This is a genomic window from Roseofilum capinflatum BLCC-M114 (assembly GCF_030068505.1).
Classification (GTDB): domain Bacteria; phylum Cyanobacteriota; class Cyanobacteriia; order Cyanobacteriales; family Desertifilaceae; genus Roseofilum; species Roseofilum capinflatum.
Window position 1 is genome coordinate 24,481 of sequence record NZ_JAQOSO010000029.1, and the last position, 21,896, is coordinate 46,376.

Genomic DNA, 21,896 nt, shown 5'->3' on the forward strand with positions numbered 1-21,896 from the left:
AGAACTCAAATCAACAATCATGACGTTAGAGGTGCGGGTTTACCGAGAGAGGGAAACCGGCGATCGATTGGGTTGAACTTCATAGGAAGAGTTCTGGAAAATGGATTTTCCGGTCATTTCCTTGGGTTGAGGAATTTGCAGAATTTCCAGAATAGTGGGCGCAATATCGGCTAAACAGCCATCGGTTCTCAAAGCAACATTCGTGCCATGGCCGGGAATTTTACGCTTTTCGCCTTCAACCAGGATAAAGGGCACGGGATTGGTTGTGTGGGCTGTCCAAGGATTCCCTTTCTCATCGTACATGAGTTCGGCATTGCCATGGTCAGCAATAATAATGGCGGTTCCGCCCACTTTACCGATCGCCTCGATCAGGCGACCTAGGCATTCATCCACGGTTTCAATGGCTTGAATGGCTGCGTCCATGACCCCTGTATGGCCGACCATATCCGGATTAGCATAATTAATCACCACCATAGAATAAACCTGTTCTTCGATGGCAGCGATCGCCGTTTCCGTGACTGCTTCAGCCGACATGCTCGGCTGTTGGTCGTAGGTGGGAACCTGGGGAGAGGGAATTAACTCCCGGTCTTCTCCCTCTACGGGATCTTCGAGTCCCCCATTAAAGAAATAGGTCACATGGGCATATTTTTCCGTTTCTGCGGTGCGGAACTGTCGCAGTCCTTGCTCGGCCAAAACCTCTGCCAAAATATGGTTCAGGTCTTGGGGTTCAAAGGCTACAGACACCGGCAGATGGGAGTCATATTGGGTAAACGTGACAAAGGACAGGGGATCGATGGGCGATCGCTCAAACCCATCAAAATTGGGATCGACAAAGGCTTGGGTAAGCTGACGAGCGCGATCGGGACGGAAATTAAAAAAGATCACCCCATCTCCAGCTTCTACCGCACCCTCGGCGCAACGGACGGGAATCACAAACTCATCCGTGACTTCCTGTTCGTAGGAAGCCTTCAAGAGTGAGATGGCATCCCCTTCAGCCGTAATCGTATTATCCGTAAGAACCTGATAGGCTTTTTGCACCCGATCCCAGCGATGATCCCGATCCATCGCATAATAGCGACCCATGAGAGTGACAATTTTGCCAATTTCTAAGCTATTGATTTCTGCTTGCAGTTTTTCTAAGTTTTTTACCCCATCCGTGGGATAGGTGTCACGACCATCGGCGATCGCGTGAATACAGACTTGTTCAATCTCCTGTGCTTTGGCTAGTTTTAGTAACCCCAATAGATGGTCGATGTGGGAATGAACGCCTCCATCTGAGCAAAGTCCAATCAGGTGGAGTTTGCCAGAGCGGGATTTAACTTGCTCGCAGATAGCTTGTAAAGCGGGGTTCTCTTGTAAAGAACCATCTTCAACTGCATCGGTAATGCGAAGCAATTCTTGCTTAACAATCCGGCCTGCGCCAATGTTCATATGACCCACTTCTGAGTTACCCATTTGTCCTTGGGGTAACCCGACCGCTTTCCCAGACGTTTGAATTAAGGTATTTGGGTAAGCTGCCTGTAGGCTATCCATTATGGGTGTTTTCGCGACGGCAATGGCGTTTCCGTCGGTGGCTTCACGGTAACCCCAGCCATCTAAAATGACTAGCACCACAGGAGATATCGGTGCTTTTGTCATAACCTATTCACCCTTTTGCTGAATTTCTGGCTCGATCATACCACTAGAGAGCAAAAAGCTGCTGTTTAAATTGGGTGACCGGTGAAAGTTAATTGAAAATGGGACGGTAAAATTGAGGGACTTACTTTAAGGTATTGATTGTGGAGGAGATGAGTTTCGATTCTTCACAGTCATCAGAATTGTTCTGGGTGGATAAGAGGCTATGAGCTTATTGGTTAAACGGGCGATTATTTATCTGAGTGTTTTTGTTCTGGGAGGCAGTGCGGGTTGGCTAGGGAGCCGATACCTGGAAGACCAGGAGGTTTTGAGTCGTCCTGGTCTTTCTGCGGTTCCTGTGGTTTTGCCCCCGTTACCTGAACCTTCAGTCATACCTGAGTCCACAGAGCCGATCCAGGGCAATTTTATTGCTAGGGCTGTGGAAAAAGTCGGCCCAGCCGTGGTGCGAATTGATGCAACTCGGCGGGTGAAGTCTCAGGAGTCTGCCCCGTTTCGGAATCCGTTGTTAGATCGATTTTTTGGTGAAGATCTGCCGGCTGAACCGGAACGATTGGAGCGGGGTACGGGATCGGGGTTAATTTTGAGTGCCCAAGGACAGTTGATTACCAATGCCCATGTGGTTGAAGGGGCGGATGTGGTGGATATTACGCTGCGGGATGGGCGCACGTTTGAGGGGGTGGTGTTGGGTCGCGATCGCGTGACGGATATTGCTGTGGTGAAAATTGAGGCTCAGGGTTTGCCTGTGGTAGAAATGGGGGAGGCTGAGGCCTTAGTACCGGGACAATGGGCGATCGCCATTGGTAATCCGTTAGGCTTAGATAATACGGTGACGGCGGGGATTATTAGCGCCACGGGGCGATCGAGCGCCCAGGTGGGCATCCCCGATAAGCGAGTCCGTTTTATTCAAACCGATGCCGCCATTAATCCGGGCAATTCTGGAGGCCCCTTATTGAATGAACAAGGACAAGTGATTGGCATTAATACCGCCATTCGTGCCGATGCCCAAGGATTAGGCTTTGCCATTCCCATTGAAACCGCCCTACGGGTTGCCGATCAATTGTTTACCACAGGAATGGCAGAACATCCGTTTTTAGGCATTCAAATGGTCGATTTAACCCCTACCACTAAAGCCTTATTACAACAGCAACAATTCCCGATCGCCGATCGCCTCAGTGAAGGCGTGATTATTACCGGAATTGTTAGGAATTCTCCGGCAGAAAATTCCCAACTGCAACCGGGCGATATTATTCTCAGTGTCGATGGAAGGGTCGTTAAGAAAGCCACGGAAGTCCAAGATCTAGTAGAAAAGTCTACCGTCGGTGAGTTATTAACTTTAGAAGTGAGTCGAGCCGGTCAGAAAATAGAAGTTTCCATTCGCCCTGGAACCTTACCCCAGTCCCAACCCTAAAATAACCCCATAAACAGGAGAAATCCGGATGAGAACAGACCATTAAAGTAGAGTATTAATGTCAAGAATTGATGGCACTTTACTGGAAGGAAAGGGTAATGATTGAAAATTATAACGGTTGGAGTATTCAAGTCTTTTTATACGATCAATATTGGCAAGTCGATGTGATGACTCCAGATGGCGATTATTCCGGCATTGGCTGTTTAGTCGGCATTCACTCCGATCCCTTGTCTGCTCTTCAGGAAGCCTACGATCGCATCGATCGAACAAATGCATGGACAAGCCTGGGCCAGATCTTAGCTGACTTTCGCGATCGCGGCTTGATTTCTGACGCTGAATGGGATCATTTAACTGACTCCTTAACCTGTTGGGTTGTGCAATAGCAACCCATCGTCCTCTGCCTGACCCAGAAATTCTAGGTAATTGACTAAAGAGTAAAATCATGATATAATATAGAATTTGAGATTATGATTTATGCCTCGTTCCGCCAAACCAATAGAATTGCCAACCTTAAAAGACGAAGCCCTTTGGCTTCATGCTTTAACCCATCGCTCTTATACCAACGAACATTCCGATACCCTAGAGGATAACGAAGGATTAGAGTTTTTGGGGGATGCAGTTTTAGGTTTTTTGGTCAGCGAACTCATATATAAACGTTATGGGAGTGCGGGAAATATTACAGAAGCGCAAATGACTCGGTTGCGCTCTAAATTAGTCGATGAACAGCAACTGGCCCGATTAGCCGAAGAATTAGGTGTGGGTCAAGTGATGCGTTTAGGGAAAGGGGCAATCCAAAACAATGCTCAAAACAATCCCGCCTTACTGAGTGACACCCTAGAAGCCATTATCGGAGCTTATTATTTAGATGCAGGGATCGTTAAAGTCCGCCAGTTTGTCACTCGTCTGTTTACCAAAATTGCTGATGATTTAATGGACTCATCCGACGATCAGCACCCTCCCAGTTTAATCGATAGTAAAGGAAAATTTCAGCAATGGGCACTGAAAGAATATCAACAAACACCCGACTATAAATTAGTTAAGGAATGGGGTGAAGACCATGAAAAAGTATTTTGCGTTGAAGTTTGGGTAAAAGGCAAAAAGTACGGGGAAGGTAAAGGCCGTCGCAAAAAGGAAGCGGAGAAAAAAGCGGCTGAAGATGCTTTGCAGCATGTAGACCCTTAAATCAAGGAGAATTTTCATCTTCTCCTCAGCCGATTTTCAGGTTAGGCTTACCCGAATGAAGTATTCTATCCTTTAGCTCAGTGTTGAGGCAGAGGGGTAAATCAGATGAAGCGAGGTCTATGGAAACGAGCGATCGCCTTAATCCTACTGGTATCTAGCGTTACCTTCATGATTATCATCTTAGGGAGGGGAGCGCAGATTGCTCAAGGGGCAATTTATGCGATCGGGGCGATCGCCACCTCGATCTTAATGGTTTATGGCTCTAAATTAGCCCAGAAAACACTAGAAGAAACCCTATAAGTGATAAGTTGTGTAATCTTTAATGTGATTCCTTCAGAGCCTTATCAGGCTTTTCTCAGGATTGCGACTTAATCTGTGAGTGATGGCAAGTCACGGATAGAGTATAGAGAGCATGTCGATCAAACATTTAGGGCAGAGATTTAAGTTTAATTCGCTACAGTTCCGCCTCACGTTTGGCTTGGCGATCGTTTCCGGAATTGGATTAGGAGCGGTTGCCATTGCCACGGGCTTAAAAATGCAGCAACAATTGGTCTTAACCCATAAACAAAATATCCAATATATTGCTGAACGCTTGCCTAAAGATATCGCAGTTTATAGTCAACGGTTCAGCCAGGGTGAAGCGTTAGAAATGGTGATTGAGGATGTGAGTGCGGAGACGATTTTTTTGTGGATTCAATCTCCAGACGGTGAAATTATGGCCCGATCGCCCAACCTGGAGCGATCGCTCCATCCCCAAAATGCCGATCTCCTCAATATTAGCCATGCTCCCATTCAACCGGAAGTTTATCCCTACAAAGGACGCTATTTCGTTCTCTGCGCTGGCCCGTTAAGGGTCAATCAGGAAACTATTGGTAAATTATATGTGGCTCAAGATATTACCTCAGAGCAACAGATGTTGCTGGAAATGCTGAGAAACTTGATTGGGGTGAGCGTGTTAGCCTTGCTGCTGATCGCGGTTATGATGGGAATTTATATTCGGCGATCGCTCGCTCCGGTGCGTAAAATTAGTGAATATGCAGTAAAAATTTCTGCACAAGACTTAGGAGGCGTTTCCCTCAGCTTAGATCCTGCCCCATCCGAACTGCAAGAACTCTCTAAAACCTTAGATCTGATGCTCTCGCGACTGTCTGAATCTTGGGAGCATCAACGGCAATTTGTTAGCAATGTTTCCCATGAGTTGCGAACCCCGTTAACCATTGTCCATGGTTATCTTCAAAGTACCCTCAGACGGGGTAAGAACCTCACCGAAGCGCAACGGGAAGCCCTGGAAACCGCAGCCACAGAAGCCGATCGCACGATTCAACTGTTGCAAGACTTACTCGAACTTGCCCGCGCTGATAATGGACAGATTCATTTTGAACTTGAAACCCTCTCCCTGACTGACTTAGTTCTAGAAGTTGTGGATATGGGGCAACAATACAGCAGTCGCACCATTGAACTCGATTTAGGGCATGAGTCTATAGAGATTAACGGCGATCGCAACCGCTTAAAGCAAGTCCTACTCAACCTCATTGATAACGCTGTCAAATATTCCGACCCCGACACCGTAATTACCGTGAAACTGGAACAACAGAGCCATCAAGTCTGCCTACAAGTGGGCGATCGCGGTGAAGGCATCCCCCTCGCCCATCAAGCCAGAATTTTCGATCGATTTTATCGGGTTGACGACGCTCGCGCCCGCTCCACCGGCGGAACCGGCTTAGGCTTATCCATTGTCAAAACCCTAATTGAAGGAATGGGAGGGCGGGTTAACGTAGTTTCTCAATTGGGAGAAGGCAGTATTTTTACCATTAGTTTACCGAATAAAATTATCCTGTAAAAACGCTTGAGCGCTGGCACGATCTGGCAGTTTTCCATCTAATGTCATCTCCAGGAGTTGATCTAACATTACCTTGAATTGACGACCGGGTTTATAGCCCAATTCTTTTAAGTCATTGCCGTTCAAAATCGGTTTTACTTGTGCCAGTTTCCACAGGTATAACCAAATCTTTTTCCGCAACGATCGCGGACTTTGTACTATCACTAAAATTAAAGTAGAAAAGCGATAAGGTTGAAGGGTTTTAACAATGCTACTGGGGGCTTCACAGGTAGGCAGGCGGAAAAAAACATCGGTTTTGGCGGCTTCTAAGTCTTTTAATCGCTCGATACTTTCGGCAGGCAATTGAAACCCGGAAGCCACTCGATAGCGGTATTCAGGAGCAAGATAGGCAATCATCACTTCTAGCAACAGTTGCCAAGGGGGGCAAAGTCCAGGGGGGTTAAACCGGCGTAAACATCGGTCAACGAGTTTGAGTTGTTTCCACAATTTTGGAGTCAGTTCTAAACTGGAATGAATACATTTAAGTGCGTCTAGATTTCCGAGCATTTGAATGGCTCTTTGCCAATAGTTGGCTTCTAAAATATAGTTCAGCTCGTTTTTCAGTCGGGTTTGTAGGGCGGGCGCTCGGTTATTTTCGGCTACAGACAAATCGTACACCCCACTGGCGATCGCATAACGAATATAGCCTTCGGTTTGTCCTTCTAGGCGAAACCCTAACCGCACAGCAAACCGCACAGCCCGATAAATGCGGGTGGGATCTTCGATAAAGCTATTGGCATGTAACACCCGGATTAACTTTGCTTCTAGGTCTAAAATACCACCAAAAAAATCTAAGACTTCACCCATTCGGGGAGGCGTAAGGCGCAAGGCTAAGGCATTAATTGTAAAGTCTCGGCGGTATAAATCTTGTCGAATCGAGCTGGCTTCGACTTCTGGGTTGGCGGCGGGATAGGGATAAAATTCCGTTCGTGCCGTGGCAATATCGATCCAAAGATTTCCTAATTCTGGGTGTTTGTGCCAGAGTAGGGCTGCCGTTTGGAATTGCCCGTGAATTTGCAATCTAGCGCCCGGATATTTTTGCTGTAAGACTTTCGCTAACTCGACTCCAGCCCCCGGTTGGGCGGCGCGATGATAACCATCAACGACTAAATCCACATCCTGGAGATTGATGACGGTATCTGCATCTGCCAGTAAGAGATCTCGCACTCCTCCACCCACTAAGTATAAGTGCCATCCTCTTTGTTCGGCGGCGATCGCCGCTTGTCGCAAAACCTCATACAAAGGTGGGGTTAGGCTCTCCTGTACCATTTGCTTCATAGTTTCCGGCAAATAACAGGACTTCAAGCGATTCAGTTGGATGTTTGACCCCACTCGCTGCCCAGTTTCCTGAAGGTGAAATTGGCGCAACACATCGCTACGGGTGACAATACCCACTAAGTTTCCGTCCTCTAATACGGGCAAGCGACCAATATCATAAGTAACCATTAATGACTCAATTTCTGGCAATTGAGTCTTTGGGGTGATGGTCTTCAGGTGGGGAGTCATGTACCCCTTGACGGGAGCGTGGGAAAAGCCATGATGGAGGGCAATATCGAGATCGCGCCGGGAAATAATCCCCACTAACTCCCCGTAGGCATCCACGACGGATAACCCAGAGTGGCCATAGCGTAACAGAATACGCTGGGCTTGGGCGATCGTCGTTTCCGGCAAAATTGTCCGCACCGGGGAAGACATCAACTCCCGTGCCGTAGGTGCATTGGGCACTTGGCTTTGCAAGTTTTCAACCAGATGGGCAAAGGTGTCTTTGATGTCTGTTCCTCGCAGCGTTAGGGAGGCAGCTTGGGCATGACCTCCTCCTCCTAGGGGGGAAAACAGAGTATGCAGATTGAGGGGAGGATGGGAGGAAGAGCGGCAACGCTGACGAGAACGACCAATGACCGTTAACCGCTTGTCTTGTCCGATTTCATACCACGTACCAAATAATAAAGCATCACTATGGATTAATCCGATTAATCGGGTCGCGACACTGGATAATCCGGGTATAAAATCAGGGGTGGGGAGGAGAACCCAGGATAATTGATATCCTTCACAGGTTGTGGTGTGCAATTCTTCTAGGGCGAGGGTGAGTAAGTCCTGGAGTTGGGGGGATAATCCCGGTTCCACATACTCCCCAATCACCGATAAACTGGCTCCTTGGGTCATTAACCAGGCTAGGGCGAGAGCATCTCTGGGGGTACTCGAATCATAGGTCAGGGAACCGGTGTCCACATGAATTCCTAAAGCCATGACGGTTGCTTCTGCGGCGGTGAGTTCTAGAGTCTTGAGTTGTTGCAACTGTTCAACAATTAGGGTGGTGGTTGCACCAACGGGTTCAATCATGGAGTGGGTTAGGGGAAGGTCTGTCTCGATGTCCAGGTGATGGTCGTAGAGTTCCACTTGTTCGAGATGGGGAATATCAAACCAACTTGCAGCCAAGCCGAGGCGATCGCGCTGTTGGGTATCGACTACGATTAAACTGCGGACTTGCTCTGCATTCACTGACCGGCGCTCAATTAAGGCATACTCATCCCGATAAAAGGCCAAAAACTCCCGCACCGTCGGATGACATCCCCCAGTCAGCACCACCTGAGCGCCAGGTTTTAAGCGCGTTAACCCCACTGCTGCCCCTAATGCATCAAAATCTGCCGTGGTATGGCACAAAATTAAATCCATAAATGATATGATCTGCACTCCTATTTACCATTCCCCATTCTAGTCTGGAAAACCACTCAACTGATGTGGAGCCTTATCCTAGTCTTCCCAAGGTGTCATCCTGCCATTAGCCGTCTCACACTTAACTAACGATGAGTTTAATCGACAATACCACCGCTCAATGGATGACCAATAGTCCTATTGGCAATAATAACCACTATCTCAACAACAACTTTTCCACCGCAGGAAATCCCCTAGCAGGAACCATTGATGGCGGGCCGGTGGAGTATCAGGCATCCACTGGCACAGTCGTCAATAACTTTAATAATGGTGCAGATGGAGCCAAAAGCGCCCTAGAATTCGGCAGCTATATTTTCTTCACTGGAGATGATACTCAAGGTATTCGGCGGATTGATAATGACTGGTCTAGCAATCTCACTGGGTATCAAGCCACAGTACCGAAAACCGAATCCATTACTACCGATGGCACATATATCTATGGCAATAATGATGTTACTCGCGACCAAATTGTTCAATGGTCGGTAACCAATAATCCCACTAACTTCACCCTAACGCAACAATGGGCGCAAGATGTGGGGACTGGAGGGCGCTTTCGCGGCATTAGCTATTTCGACCATGGCAGTGGAAATAACTATATTTACGCCAGTGATGGGGGAGCGAGTGGTACGGGGGATAAAATTTGGGCCTTTGATGCGGATACAGGGAACGCAATAGCCGTTAGCTCTGGTGGAACAGATATTACTGTACCGGGTACAGACTTAGTTTATCAGGCGATCGCCCACGAATACGATGGTCGCACCACCTTAATCGCCCTAACCACCAATGAACTCCATGTTTGGGACATGGATAGCCCAACCACCGTCACCTCAGCAACTCCCACGGAAACCTACACCATCGCTGCTGGTCCGAATCAACTCCTAGATAATGGTGGTGGCGCATTAGGGGGGCCATTCTTGGGAGCTAGTGCCAGGGGGTCTCAGTTATTTCTCGGCAATGGTAGTCAAGTCTTGGCCTATCAACTCGCACAAACTCCTAATATTGCCCTATCCTCACCCACCTTTTCCCCCGCCAACGTACTCCCAGGCACAACTAACCATCCCCTCTATCAGTTAGACCTAGCCGTAACCACCGCCAACGCCCAATTAACCGGCGCAACCTTCACCACTGGCGGCACTTATGCTCCAACCGATATAACAGCTAACAGCTTTGAACTCTTCTACTCCACCGACACCACCTTCGACGCGGGCGACACCTCCCTCGGAACCCAAGCCGTTGTCACCTCCGGCAACACCCTCGCCTTCACCGGACTCTCCCAAACCATCAATAGTGGCAACACCGGCACATTATTTCTAGTGGCCGACATCGCCACCGGAGCCACTGCGGGCAATACCATCACGATTGGAGCAACCACCCTCAGCGACATCACCTTTACAACCGGGAATAAAACCGGTACACCCACGGCTGGAGGAATCCAAACCATTGCCTCCCCTCTAGTCATCTCCGAAATCATGTACGACCCCAACAGTGCCGAAGATGACTGGGAATGGGTAGAAGTCTACAACTCCGGCAGCAGCACCGTTGATTTATCCGGCTACGTCCTCGACGATAATGTTGGCACAGCTCATACTGCCGCCAACATCGCCAGTGGTTCCATTGCGGCTGGCAGTAGCGCCATTCTCTTCAACGACGACGACCTAGACACCTCCGACTTTGAAGCCGCCTGGGGAACCGGTATCAACTTAATTGGAGTTACGGGTTGGAATAAACTACAACTGAACAACACTGGCGATAAAGTCAGTTTATGGGATAGCTTTACCCGCTATACTGGCGACGATACCACTCATGCCAACGCCATTGAAACCGTTGAATATAGCGTTAGCGCAGGCTTTCCCGACCCCGTAGGCGCGTCTATTTATCTCACCAACCTAACCGCCGATAATACGGTCGGCTCCAACTGGGCAACCAGCACCACTGGCGGCTCCACTCCCCTCGGAACCGGCTATCTCAGTGCTAATGCTGGTGGAAACAGTGGCAGTGATATCGGCTCCCCTGGTGGCATGCTCTCTGCCGTCACCCTCTCCTCCGGAACCATTGCCGCCGCCAGCGTCGCGCAAGGCACAACCAACCATCCCCTCTATCAACTCGACCTAGCCGTAACCACCGCCAACGCCCAATTAACCGGCGCAACCTTCACCACCGCAGGCACTTACGCTGCTGCCGATATCGTCCCTAACAGCTTTGAACTCTTCTACTCCACCGATACAGTCTTCGATGCTGGCGATACCTCCCTGGGAACCCAAGCCGTTGTCACCTCCGGCAACACCCTCGCTTTTACTGGACTTTCCCAAACCATCAACAACGGCAACACTGGCACATTATTCCTAGTCGCCGACATCGCCACCGGAGCCACTGCGGGCAATACCATCAATATTGCCGCCCCCAACCTCAGCGACATCACCTTCACCTCCGCCAGCAAAACCGGAACCCCCACTGCTGCCGGAGTGCAAACCTTCGACGCACTCCCCACCATTACCTCCATCACTTCTACCACCAGCGATGGTACATTTGGAGTCGGAGGCACTGTCAACGTCACCGTCAACTTCTCGGAAAACGTCACCCTTGCTAGTGGCAACCTTACCTTAAATTTAGATACTGGCGGCACAGTCACTATTACTCCCTTTACCAACGCCAACAGTGCATCAGCCACCTACACCGTTGGCGCAGGAGAAAACAGCACAGACTTAAACTCAACCGGACTAACCCTAGCCGGTGGCGCAACCCTACAAGATGCCACCCTAAACAACGTTACCCTCACCATTCCCGCAGGACAGTCCCTTGCCGATAACAAAGCCCTAGTCATCGACACCACCGCACCGGCTGCACCCTCGACTCCCGACATGACGGCAGCTACCGATACGGGAAGCTCAAACACCGACAACATCACCAGCGACACCACTCCCACCTTCACCGGCACAGCCGAAGCCAACAGCACCGTCACCCTCACCAGCAGCGTGGATGGCACAGTCGGCACAGTTACTGCTGATGGTTCCGGCAACTGGAGCATCACCGCCAGCACCTTAAGTGCAGGAAATCACAATATTACCGCCACTGCCACAGATACAGCCGGAAATACCAGCGCCGCCTCCACTGCTCTCGGCATCACCATCGACACCACCGCACCAGCAGCACCCTCAACTCCAGACATGACAGCAGCTACCGACACCGGCAGCTCCAACACCGACAACATCACCAGCAACACCACCCCCACCTTCACCGGCACAGCCGAAGCTAACAGCACCATTACCCTCATCAGCAGCGTTGATGGCACAGTCGGCACAGTAACCGCCGATGGTGCAGGAAACTGGAGCATCACCGCCAGCACGTTAACAGAAGGAAGTCACAATATTACCGCTACCGCTACTGATGCTGCTGGAAATGCCAGTAGTGCTTCTGCTGCTCTCGGCGTTACCTTGGATACTACCGCACCCACAGTTACGGTTAACCAAGCGGCGGCTCAAGTTGACCCAACTAACACTTCACCCATCAACTATACGGCTACTTTCAGCGAAACTGTAACGGGTTTTGCCACTGGAGATGTCACCATCGGCGGCACGGCGGGAGCAACCACCGATGCCGTCACCGGTAGCGGCACAACTTATAATATTGCTGTTAGCGGCATGAGTGCATCAGGAACGGTTCTTGCCAGTCTTGCCGCAGGAGTCGCCACCGACATCGCCGGAAATGCCAACACGGCCAGCACTAGCACCGATAATACAGTTACGTTTAATAATGACCCGATAGCACCAACGCTAACCAGCATCACTCGCCAAACTCCGAGTATTACCCCCACCAATGCCGATACTCTGGTTTTCCGAGCCACATTTAATGAAGATGTGCAGAATGTAGACGCGAGTGACTTTTCGGTAACGGGAACAACGGCGACCATCACCGGAGTAAATGCCGTGAGTGCCTCTGTTTACGATATCACGGTGTCGGGAGGGGATTTAGCCGGTCTGAATGGAACCGTAGGATTAGATGTTGATGCGGGACAAAATATTACTGATTTGTCCGCAAATGCGCTACCGACGGCAGAACCAGGGACGGATGAAGTCTATACGGTGGATAATACGGCTCCAAGTACGCCAACTACCAGCAGCATCACCACAGATACGGGGACGAGCAGCAGTGACGGAGTGACGAGCGATAGTACGTTAGTGTTCGCGGGAACAGGGGAAGCTAATAGCACGATAGAGGTGTTTATTGATGGCAGCTCCATTGGCACAACTCCTGCTAATGGTTCTGGAAGCTGGAGTTTTGACCATACGGGAACGACTCTAGCTGACGGGAATTATAACCTGACGGCGGTGGCCACAGATAGCGCGGGAAATGTGGGTTCAGCCTCCAGCGCCTTTGCCATAACGGTTGATACTATAGCACCGGCTGCACCTTTAACTGCGGATATGACGGCTGCTTCGGATACGGGAACCTCCAACAGCGATAACATCACCAGCAACACCACTCCCACGTTTACGGGAACGGCTGAGGCGAATAGTACGGTAACGCTTGCGAGTAGTGTTGATGGCACGATTGGCACTGCCACTGCTGATGGTTCTGGGAATTGGAGTATCACCGCCAGTACGTTAAGCGCAGGCAATCATGATATTACGGCTACGGTTAGTGATGCTGCTGGCAATACTGGTGCGGCTTCTGCTGCTCTCGGCATTACTGTAGATACGACTGCACCGACAGTTACGGTGAATTCTCTGTCTACGTTGGATACGACTCCGGCTTTGACGGGAACGGTGGATGATAATAGTGCTTCGATTCAGGTTACGGTTAATGGAAATTCTTACACGGGAACGAATAATGGGGATGGAACTTGGACGCTGGCTGATAATACGATTAGTCCGGCTCTGAGTGCTGGCACGTATGAGGTTGCGGTTTCAGCGACGGATAGTGCGGGTAATGGGGGTAATGATAGCAGTAGTAATGAGTTGGTTGTTGCGACTCCAGAAATCCAGTTTTCTGAAGCGAGTTATGCTGCCAATGAAGGGGATGGAACAACGAATCTGATTACGCTTACCCGGAATACAACCCTTGGGATTTCTGAGGTTCAAGTGAGCGTGACGGGGGGAGAGGCAACGGGAAATGCCGATTATACGGATAGTGGTTTTCCTTTGACGGTTGTGTTTAATGAGGGAGAAGATAGCAAAACGGTTGCGCTTCCGATTATTGATGATACGGTTGATGAACCCGATGAGACGATATCGTTTGAGGTTACTGCTCAGAATAATGCCACGATTGGCGCTCAAAGTACGACAACGTTAAATATTGCTGATAATGATGCTGAACCTAACTTATCTATTAATGATGTTACGGTCAATGAAGATGCAGGAACTTTAGCGTTTACGGTTTCTCTGGATGCAGCGAGCGCTCAGGAGATTACGGTAGATTATGCCACGGCAGATGGCACGGCTACAGCCGGAAGTGACTACACGAGTATCAATGGTACGTTAACGTTTGCAGCCGGAGAAACGAGTCAAGAAATTACGGTTACTATCACGGATGATAGTTTAGATGAAACCAATGAAACGTTTACCGTTGACTTATCGAGCGCCAATAATGCGACGATTAGCGATGCACAGGGGGTGGGAACTATTACAGATAATGATGTTGCTGTAACTCCGTCTCCGGTTCCTTCTCCGTCTCCAATAACTCCGCCTTCTCCGGTAGTTCCTCCCTCTCCTCCTGCTAATGCTCCAGTGTCTTTAAGTTGTCCATTGCTCAATTCTCCTCCTGTTTTTCCGGCGCTGAATCTGACGGAAATGACGAGAGAAGGAACGAGTTTTGCCGATATTTTATTCGGAAATACTCAGGGGGAAACGTTCTTGGCGCGAGGGGGTGATGATTGGGTTATTGCTCTGCAAGGTGATGATAATATTGATGGCGAAAGTGGCAATGATTGGTTAAGTGCCAATCAAGGTACGGATTGGGTTGATGGCGGTTTGGGGAATGATTGGATTCATGGGGGACAGGGTAATGATGGGGTGCGCGGGGGTGAAGGAAATGATGTGGTGTTTGGCGATCGCGACAATGATATCGTAGAAGGTAATAATGGTGATGATTGGCTCTTTGGCAATCAGGGACGAGATTTTCTCGATGGCGGTTTAGGGGATGATTTCGTCCATGCTGGACAAGATGATGATGGGGTGCGCGGGGGTGAGGGAAATGATACGTTATGTGGCGATCGCGGTAATGATTGCATTGCTGGTAACTTAGGTGACGATTGGATATTCGGAAATCAAGGAGAAGATAAACTCTGGGGAAATGCCGGTAATGACAGCATCTGGGGCGGTCAAGGCAATGACATCCTGATGGGTGGAGTCGGAGAGGATGTATTATTTGGAGATCGGGGTAATGATATCTTTGTGCTGGGGATGGGAGAAGGAACGGATCGGATCATGGATTTTGGAGTGGGCGATCGCATTGGCTTATCCGGTGGCTTAACTTATACTCAGCTTACCCTATCGCAAAACAGCCAAAATACGGTGATTTCAGCCAATAACCAGGTTTTAGCTATTCTGGAAGGAGTAACTTCTACGACTCTGGAAGAGAGCCGTTTTGTGAGTATTGTTTAGGAAGAGATGGGGCGAAGGTATTCTGAATGGGTAATAGGTTCTCTTAAAAGTCTTGATTTATAAGGCCTGTCCTATCGGTAAATAGACAGGTCGCGTCCCTCATAAACCAAGCAAGGCGCTGTATGACTCCTGAAAGCCTTTGTGCATCATGCTTTCAGCCAAATGAAATATGACAGACAAAAATTTTCTGCCATAACCCTTGACAATTGTGTATTACGTTTGTAGTATAGTAAATGTAGAGGGCAAGGAAGTCAGACGAGTCTCACCTTCACCCTTACAGTTGAACCTAGAAAACTGAATAATCAGAACGTTTCTTTAAGGGTTTGTTAATGACTGTTTAGGAGTCAAAAACAGTGGTTCTATTATATCAGCGACTGTTGAAAACAGTCAAGACCGATCCACCCAATGAGTCAAATGCTCAGGATCGAGAAAGCAAGGTAACCAAACGCTTGCCAACCCAAACTCAACTTACATCCATTTATTTTTTAGAACGTCGCTTTCTGTTGTAATTTTCCAAATTTAATCCCCCAAAGGAGGTGTCAAGATGGTACATATTCGATTTGAAGGACGCTCCTACGATATAACTGAAACCCAACTAGAAATTAACGCCAGCATGAATGATACCGTCCTCAAAGATCGAATTGCCCGTCATCTTGATGTTGGAGTTTATCGCTTAAATGATTATGTTATCGATCGCCGCCCTAGTGGTGACATTATTATCCGTCCTGAAGCGGTTTATGGGTAAATTTCCCTCTCCCTAAATCCCTCTCCTACTGCTCTGCGGAGTGCGTAGCCTGTCCGCAGGACAAACGTCTCGCTCGGTACAGAAAAGTAGCGAGCAAGAGAGAAAGGTAGCGAGCAAGAGAGAAAGGTAGCGAGCAAGAGAGAAAGGTGGCGAGCAAGAGAGAAAGGTAGCGAGCAAGATGCTCGCACTCCACTTGAGGACAATCTACTCCCAAAAATAACCACAGAGGTGAACCATGAAAGCACCAAACTGTAGCGAAATTTGTCCTTGGGTTCGCAATACCCAAGACCTAGACCATTACATTTGCCTCAAGTGCGGCCAAGAGCGTTTTTTGAACAAAATGAAATCGAATCAACCCCCATTAGGATTACTGATTTTGATGGTAATGGCGATTCTTGTCACCGTCTTGGTTCAAGAAAGAAAAACCCCCGAACAAGCCGCGCCCCAACTGGACGCACTAAGCACCCCTTAACTTTTGTACCGTACCCTAACGGGTTCAGCATACATAATGTCTCTTAAACAGACAGTGTAGGTTCGATTCCTACCATCCGCCCTTCATCTTGGCGGATGTGGCTCAATGGTAGAGCAACAAATCTTGCTGAATTGACTTGTACGGTACAGCCTTAAGGAATAAATTCACACCGCGCCCTAACTGAAAAAGCTTACATATTAGCTCATTGGTAGAGCATTCGACTGTTAATCGACTGGTAACAGGTTCAAATCCTGTATATGTGTGCAAACACAATGCTTTTTTAACTTGCGCGGTGTGACCTTTATTCCTTCCCCTTTGACAGAGTTACAAAATACAACCTTTAAGCCGTAGGGTGGGCACTGCCCACCCTACCCAATACTTCTCTCATCGATCAATCTTTCAATCTAGCGTTTCTGACCGATTGAATTAATCTTTCTGGGTTCTGTAATTACAGTCATTTCGCGCCCTAACTCATCAAGCTTACATACTAGCCAAATGGAAAAGGCACTTGATTTAGGCTCAAGCACATGCGGGTTCAAATCCCGTGTATGACCAAACAGCTTGTTGAACTTGCGCGAAATGACCTTTTTTTATAGCGCTTTGCGCTAGGGAATAGGTAATAGGTAATAGGTAAATCGTTGTTAATTGTTAATTGTTAATTGTTCATTAAAACCGCGCCCTAACCCCGATCGCCTACATACTTCTCCACCAACTGAATCGGTGCGTACTTGGAGTTGTACGCTGCGAGCCTGAGCCGATATTAGCAGGCACAAACGGCGATCGCCACTTGCGCGGTAATCTTGCCCTCTCCCTAAATCCCTCTCCCACGGGAGAGGGACTTCTCTCCCCTTCTCCTGTGGGAGAAGGGGTTGGGGGAAGAGGGCTTTATACGAATTTTCTATAAAAGTTTGTCTTATATCCCTAGGAGATGAACCATGGTAAACATGAAAAATGCAGAACAAGATCTGCGTTTGGAGATGCTTAACTCCTTGCTCACCACTCCCCACCGGAAATTGCAAGAAGTGGCTGAACTCCATGACCTTTTGGTACAACTTGACCCGCTTTTTTACGGTCACTTGGCCGTATGGTATCAGCACAATGGGGATGTGCGCGACCATAAGGAAGTGTTTGTGGGTTCTTTGCTCACCAGCCAACTTCCCGAACACCGTAGCGCTGGGTTTGTGATGTTGCAACAGTTCCCCCCTTACCAAGTGGCGCGGGTGGTGGACTTTATGAAGCAATTTCAAAATAAAGTGCCTCGGTGTGCGCGGACGGCAGTGACTCGCTATCTGCGGAAGCGGGAAGGCAACCCGAAACAATTTGACCGGGCGGCTTTGCGGGGTCGCAAGGCGATGAAACATCTGTATGCTACATTGCACATTAAGCCGAATGAACGGGCGAATGCGGTGTTGTTTAAGGATAATCCGCCAGAGGATAGTTTGGCGTTTGCGCTCAAGCAAGTAGCAAAGGCGGCAACTCCCGCAGAGCAAGCGCAACTGATTGTGAAGCACGGTATTCCCTATACTATTGCGATTGGTGCGGTTAAACAAGTTACGCCGACGGTGTTGGTGGCACTGATTCATGCCATGTCCCCTCAAGAGGTGATTAATAACCTGAACTCTCTGAAACAACGGGGAGCCATGGATCACCCGGAGGTAAAGGTGCTGATTGATGAGAAGCTCGAAGCGGCTCAAAAGGCAAATCGGGTTTCGGCACTGAAGGCGCAAGTGGCATCGAATGCGACGGAACTGGATACGGAAACGATCGCCAAGCTAGAGGCGATCGCCAACACCCAAGTGAAAAAGCGGGGCAACATTGTTAAACCGACGGCTTTGCTGGTGGATAAATCTGGTTCTATGCATTCGGCGATCGAAGTCGGTAAGCAGCTTGCTGCCTTGATTTCCGGCATTACCACGGCGGATTTGTTTGTCTGGGCTTTTGATACCATGCCCTATGAAGTCAAAGCCCAAGGCAAGGAACTCACAGACTGGGAAAAAGCCTTTAAGCACATTAACGCTGGGGGTGGAACCAGTATCGGCTGTGGCGTAGAAGCCATGCGGCGCAACCGTCAACGGGTAGAACAAATCATCCTGGTGACTGACGAAGGCGAAAACAGCTCTCCCTACTTTGTGGATGCTTTAGACTACTATCGTCAAGCCATGCAGGTTCTGCCCAATGTAATCATTGTGCGGGTGAACTCTAGCTATAACTGGGTAGAAGGGCAGTTAAAGAAAAATAAGATGCCCGTAGAAACCTTTACGTTTAAGGGGGACTACTACTCTCTGCCCAACTTAGTGCCTCTGTTGTCCCGTCCCTCTCGGTTAGAGCTGTTGATGGAAATCCTTGAAACTCCTCTACCCGTAAGGCAAGACTAACTAAAAACCTCCCTATTCACTGGGGAGGTTTTTCTGTGTCGTTATAATTTTTTGTAACATTTAATTCCGTCGCCTATTTGAGTGTACTGCTCTCAAATATCCATAAAGAGCTTGATAGGAGATGCAAATAGCTATGGCTCCAAGCAGTGTAAATGTCCCTGCTAAAGCTACGATCAAAATCTGAACTAAAATTAGGATGAAAAAATCTATCCGCGATCCGAAATAGATGGGTAAACCTATGCAACCGGTCAAAAGACCAATCACCAAAGCCCGATTGGGTGATACTGTTTTATTTAAAGGAGGTAAATAGTCGAGAAGTTGGAGTAAATCCATACGCGAACCTACACTAGGTCTACACACTAATGATCATATTATACATGCTATTAGGGAAGCAATCGCTACAATTATGGAGATTGTCGAGATTGCTTCATTCCACTGCGTTCCATTCGCGCTTCGCGTTTCGCGTTTCACGCAAGCTTCGCTAACACGCAAGCTTCGCTTTTCATGTCCGCGAAGCGGAAACGCGCAAGCTTCGCTTTCATGTCGGCGACAGCCGAAACGCAATCACATAGTGTAACTGATTATTCGGACTTAATATTACAATAAAACCCAGACCGATTGTTTTGAGAGCTTATGGCAACCATCACCTTAGAAGTTCCCGACGAACTCATTCCCCATCTTAATGCTTTAGGCGATCGCCTTCCCACTGTACTACAACAATGCTTACAAGCCCCACTCCCTAACCACGTCTATCACTACATCCTCGACTTCCTTGCCAATCGTCCGACTCCTGAAGAAATTGCCACTTTCCGGCCGACTCCAGAAATGTGCGATCGCCTGCAAATCCTTCTCCAGCGCAGTAAAGCTGAAACCCTCACTCCAGAAGAACAAGCAGAATTAGACGAATACGAACGTATCGAACATCTGATTGTAATGCTCAAAGCGGGTCATTTATCCCATCTCACTACAAGCACATGAGTTATATTCCCACAGCATTACAGAACGTAAACTTCTAGAAAATTAGGTGTTGCTTTTGGCGATCGCCACTAACACAGCATAACATAGACTCTGAGGTAAACCATGAATGCACAATTGATGATCCAACCCTCCTCTTTTATTGATGCTGGTATTCAAATTAAGCCAGTTCGAGGGTTATTCTTATTCAAATTTAGTGAAGATCTGCAAGAGCGACTGGAGAGCCTGAACGAAAAACAGCGAGAGTCACAGTTATCACCCGATGAAGCAGTAGAACTGACTGGAATTTTGGAACTCGACCGAATTTTCACGTTGCTTAATGCAAAAATTACTGCTGAGTAAGCATAAATAAGTAGGTAAAAGTTAATGTCCGATCTGAATGATTCATTATTGTCAAGAATTACGTTCGATCGCCAGATCTTTGCTGGCAAGCCAATTATTCGAGGGATGAGAATTTCCGTTGCCATGATTTTAGAATTGTTGGCCAAAGGAGCATCAATGCCAGAGATTTTAGAGGATTATCCTGACCTGGAAATCGCTGATATTTATGCCGCTCTGTTCTATGCCTATCGTCTCATCGATAGTGAAGAAATAATTGAGCGATCGATTGCATCATAAAATCATGAATTTTTTGCTCGATGTCAATGCAAGTGGTTCGTTTGTTTCTAAGTGCCTACAGTGAAGATATCTAGGCGATCGCAAAAACAAAGTATTGTGATCTTTTGTAACATTTAAGGCTTGTTCGTTAAATCACTATGATACAGTAGTAACTGAGGAATACACTACAGTCCGAGTTACAATTATGGAAGAATTTGGATTAACCCTACCCCAAACCCAACTGATGTATAGCCTAGAGTACAATTTGGTACTCACGGACATTAAACTAGAGGAGAACAAAGACAAAAAGCGGTTAAAAATTACTTGGTTGGAAAAATGGCGAGATTCGATGAATCTGATCTTGCAAAATCATAAACAGGTGAATCCATCTATGGATATTACCTTGGGATTAATCACTAATTTTGACGAATTGAAGGTCAAAGCCAGAGAACAAGCTCAAGAAGTTGAGCATAAATTTTCCTTCTATTTAATTTTATTAGAATCAACTCTATTTACCCCCTATTATCCTATCTTTGGAGATGCTAGAGATAATCAGTTTAAGGGGTTAAAGTTTGCGGATCAAAACCTAATTGAAGAAAAACTCAAATCTTTTGCTCGACTGCTCAAGCTCGATTCCGAATGTATTAAACGGTTTCAATCTCACTACAAAGACGCGGTGAGCGGAATTAAGGGAGGGTTTAATCCCTGGATCACCGGGGCAATAGGCGCGGTGGCTTTAGCGGCGGTTGCTGCATTGGGAACGCCCATTATTGCGGGTATTCTTGCCCCGATCGTCGCCCCTGGTTTGTCAGGAGCGGCGGCAGTAACCTCGGTATTGGCGTTTTTGGGTGGAGGGGCGATCGCCGCAGGAGGCTTAGGAATGGCAGGCGGTGCTGCCGTTATCGCTGGGGGTGGAGCCATTTTGGGCGCAGGTACAGGGGTAGGAATGGGGTCATTATTAGCCCAATCTCCCACCACTGCCATTAACCAAGCCGCCAAGCTAGAAGTGGTGATGAAAGAGCTAATTTTTGTGCAAAAAGATATCCGATTAGCCCAAGAAATCATCAAAGAGCAACGGCAAGGTATTCGCGCCTTAGAAGATGAACGGGATGAATTAATGTACAACAAGCAGGATAACGAGGAGAAAATCAAGAAATTAGAGGAAGCTTTAGATTACTTAAAACGAGCCTTACAGCGCAATCAAGAGTTATTGTGATGCGCCCTCATCCCCCTACCCCCTTCTCCCGTGGGAGAAGGGGAGCAAAAGTCCCTCTCCCGTGGGAGAGGGATTTAGGGAGAGGGGAAAACGCCCTCATC

Annotated in this window: 16 protein-coding genes and 2 tRNA genes; 16 read left to right on the plus strand and 2 right to left on the minus strand. The window is 48.1% G+C overall.

Annotated elements, in window-relative coordinates:
• Positions 1-39: 39 nt before the first annotated feature.
• Complete coding sequence (gene gpmI / locus PMG25_RS06640) at positions 40-1,638, minus strand: 2,3-bisphosphoglycerate-independent phosphoglycerate mutase (RefSeq protein ID WP_283766119.1); 1,599 nt, start codon at positions 1,636-1,638, stop codon at positions 40-42.
• A 202-nt stretch (positions 1,639-1,840) separates the two neighbouring features.
• On the opposite strand from gpmI, the gene PMG25_RS06645 reads away from it, so the two are divergent.
• From PMG25_RS06645 to PMG25_RS06665, 5 genes are all read left to right on the plus strand, one after another.
• Positions 1,841-3,043: an HhoA/HhoB/HtrA family serine endopeptidase gene (locus PMG25_RS06645; protein ID WP_283766120.1), complete on the plus strand. Its 1,203-nt coding sequence runs from the start codon at positions 1,841-1,843 to the stop codon at positions 3,041-3,043.
• A 98-nt stretch (positions 3,044-3,141) separates the two neighbouring features.
• Positions 3,142-3,426, plus strand: a complete 285-nt coding sequence (locus tag PMG25_RS06650; RefSeq protein WP_283766121.1) for a hypothetical protein — start codon at positions 3,142-3,144, stop codon at positions 3,424-3,426.
• Positions 3,427-3,517: 91 nt separating this feature from the next.
• A complete protein-coding gene (gene rnc / locus PMG25_RS06655; RefSeq protein ID WP_283766122.1) occupies positions 3,518-4,225 on the plus strand; it encodes a ribonuclease III in 708 nt (235 codons plus the stop codon).
• Positions 4,226-4,330: 105 nt separating this feature from the next.
• The gene (locus PMG25_RS06660) at positions 4,331-4,525 is read left to right on the plus strand and encodes a hypothetical protein (protein WP_283766123.1); all 195 of its coding nucleotides are present in this window, start codon (positions 4,331-4,333) and stop codon (positions 4,523-4,525) included.
• Between the two features lie 112 nt (positions 4,526-4,637).
• On the plus strand, positions 4,638-6,065 hold the full coding sequence (locus PMG25_RS06665; RefSeq protein ID WP_283766124.1) for a sensor histidine kinase: 1,428 nt from the start codon (positions 4,638-4,640) through the stop codon (positions 6,063-6,065).
• Here the strand turns inward: PMG25_RS06665 and PMG25_RS06670 are convergent.
• Positions 6,042-8,777, minus strand: a complete 2,736-nt coding sequence (locus tag PMG25_RS06670; protein WP_283766125.1) for a CBS domain-containing protein — start codon at positions 8,775-8,777, stop codon at positions 6,042-6,044. The two genes, PMG25_RS06665 and PMG25_RS06670, sit on opposite strands and share 24 nt — an antisense overlap.
• A gap of 131 nt (positions 8,778-8,908) precedes the next feature.
• Between PMG25_RS06670 and PMG25_RS06675 the strand changes: the two genes are divergently transcribed.
• The 11 genes from PMG25_RS06675 (at position 8,909) to PMG25_RS06725 (ending at position 21,795) form a co-directional block, all read left to right on the plus strand.
• A complete protein-coding gene (locus PMG25_RS06675) occupies positions 8,909-15,415 on the plus strand; it encodes an Ig-like domain-containing protein (protein ID WP_283766126.1) in 6,507 nt (2,168 codons plus the stop codon).
• 353 nt (positions 15,416-15,768) lie between these two features.
• On the plus strand, positions 15,769-15,924 hold the full coding sequence (locus PMG25_RS06680) for a hypothetical protein (protein ID WP_283766127.1): 156 nt from the start codon (positions 15,769-15,771) through the stop codon (positions 15,922-15,924).
• A 35-nt stretch (positions 15,925-15,959) separates the two neighbouring features.
• Positions 15,960-16,160 (plus strand): hypothetical protein, encoded by a 201-nt coding sequence (locus tag PMG25_RS06685; protein WP_283754352.1) that lies wholly within the window; start codon positions 15,960-15,962, stop codon positions 16,158-16,160.
• Between the two features lie 235 nt (positions 16,161-16,395).
• Positions 16,396-16,632, plus strand: a complete 237-nt coding sequence (locus PMG25_RS06690) for a hypothetical protein (protein ID WP_283766128.1) — start codon at positions 16,396-16,398, stop codon at positions 16,630-16,632.
• Positions 16,633-16,823: 191 nt separating this feature from the next.
• Positions 16,824-16,895, plus strand: a tRNA-Asn gene (locus tag PMG25_RS06695).
• A 220-nt stretch (positions 16,896-17,115) separates the two neighbouring features.
• Positions 17,116-17,187 (plus strand) — tRNA-Leu (locus PMG25_RS06700).
• 389 nt (positions 17,188-17,576) lie between these two features.
• A complete protein-coding gene (locus tag PMG25_RS06705) occupies positions 17,577-19,007 on the plus strand; it encodes a vWA domain-containing protein (RefSeq protein WP_347178761.1) in 1,431 nt (476 codons plus the stop codon).
• 633 nt (positions 19,008-19,640) lie between these two features.
• Entirely contained in the window at positions 19,641-19,985 is a 345-nt protein-coding gene (locus PMG25_RS06710; RefSeq protein WP_283766130.1) for a hypothetical protein, read from the plus strand.
• A gap of 102 nt (positions 19,986-20,087) precedes the next feature.
• Positions 20,088-20,324, plus strand: a complete 237-nt coding sequence (locus PMG25_RS06715) for a hypothetical protein (protein ID WP_283766131.1) — start codon at positions 20,088-20,090, stop codon at positions 20,322-20,324.
• A 24-nt stretch (positions 20,325-20,348) separates the two neighbouring features.
• On the plus strand, positions 20,349-20,600 hold the full coding sequence (locus PMG25_RS06720; protein WP_283766132.1) for a DUF433 domain-containing protein: 252 nt from the start codon (positions 20,349-20,351) through the stop codon (positions 20,598-20,600).
• Positions 20,601-20,784: 184 nt separating this feature from the next.
• On the plus strand, positions 20,785-21,795 hold the full coding sequence (locus tag PMG25_RS06725) for a coiled-coil domain-containing protein (protein WP_283766133.1): 1,011 nt from the start codon (positions 20,785-20,787) through the stop codon (positions 21,793-21,795).
• The last annotated feature ends 101 nt before the right edge of the window (positions 21,796-21,896 follow it).

What these genes read in the sequence shown, in the direction of transcription:
- PMG25_RS06675 (WP_283766126.1), top strand. Translation starts at nt 8,909, where the DNA reads ATGAGTTTAATCGACAATACCACCGCTCAATGGATGACCAATAGTCCT.
- PMG25_RS06645 (WP_283766120.1), top strand. Translation starts at nt 1,841, where the DNA reads ATGAGCTTATTGGTTAAACGGGCGATTATTTATCTGAGTGTTTTTGTT.
- rnc (WP_283766122.1), top strand. Translation starts at nt 3,518, where the DNA reads ATGCCTCGTTCCGCCAAACCAATAGAATTGCCAACCTTAAAAGACGAA.
- PMG25_RS06715 (WP_283766131.1), top strand. Translation starts at nt 20,088, where the DNA reads ATGAATGCACAATTGATGATCCAACCCTCCTCTTTTATTGATGCTGGT.
- gpmI (WP_283766119.1), bottom strand. Translation starts at nt 1,638, where the DNA reads ATGACAAAAGCACCGATATCTCCTGTGGTGCTAGTCATTTTAGATGGC.
- PMG25_RS06660 (WP_283766123.1), top strand. Translation starts at nt 4,331, where the DNA reads ATGAAGCGAGGTCTATGGAAACGAGCGATCGCCTTAATCCTACTGGTA.
- PMG25_RS06720 (WP_283766132.1), top strand. Translation starts at nt 20,349, where the DNA reads ATGTCCGATCTGAATGATTCATTATTGTCAAGAATTACGTTCGATCGC.
- PMG25_RS06705 (WP_347178761.1), top strand. Translation starts at nt 17,577, where the DNA reads ATGAAAAATGCAGAACAAGATCTGCGTTTGGAGATGCTTAACTCCTTG.
- PMG25_RS06690 (WP_283766128.1), top strand. Translation starts at nt 16,396, where the DNA reads ATGAAAGCACCAAACTGTAGCGAAATTTGTCCTTGGGTTCGCAATACC.
- PMG25_RS06670 (WP_283766125.1), bottom strand. Translation starts at nt 8,777, where the DNA reads ATGGATTTAATTTTGTGCCATACCACGGCAGATTTTGATGCATTAGGG.
- PMG25_RS06650 (WP_283766121.1), top strand. Translation starts at nt 3,142, where the DNA reads ATGATTGAAAATTATAACGGTTGGAGTATTCAAGTCTTTTTATACGAT.
- PMG25_RS06725 (WP_283766133.1), top strand. Translation starts at nt 20,785, where the DNA reads ATGGAAGAATTTGGATTAACCCTACCCCAAACCCAACTGATGTATAGC.
- PMG25_RS06665 (WP_283766124.1), top strand. Translation starts at nt 4,638, where the DNA reads ATGTCGATCAAACATTTAGGGCAGAGATTTAAGTTTAATTCGCTACAG.
- PMG25_RS06685 (WP_283754352.1), top strand. Translation starts at nt 15,960, where the DNA reads ATGGTACATATTCGATTTGAAGGACGCTCCTACGATATAACTGAAACC.
- PMG25_RS06710 (WP_283766130.1), top strand. Translation starts at nt 19,641, where the DNA reads ATGGCAACCATCACCTTAGAAGTTCCCGACGAACTCATTCCCCATCTT.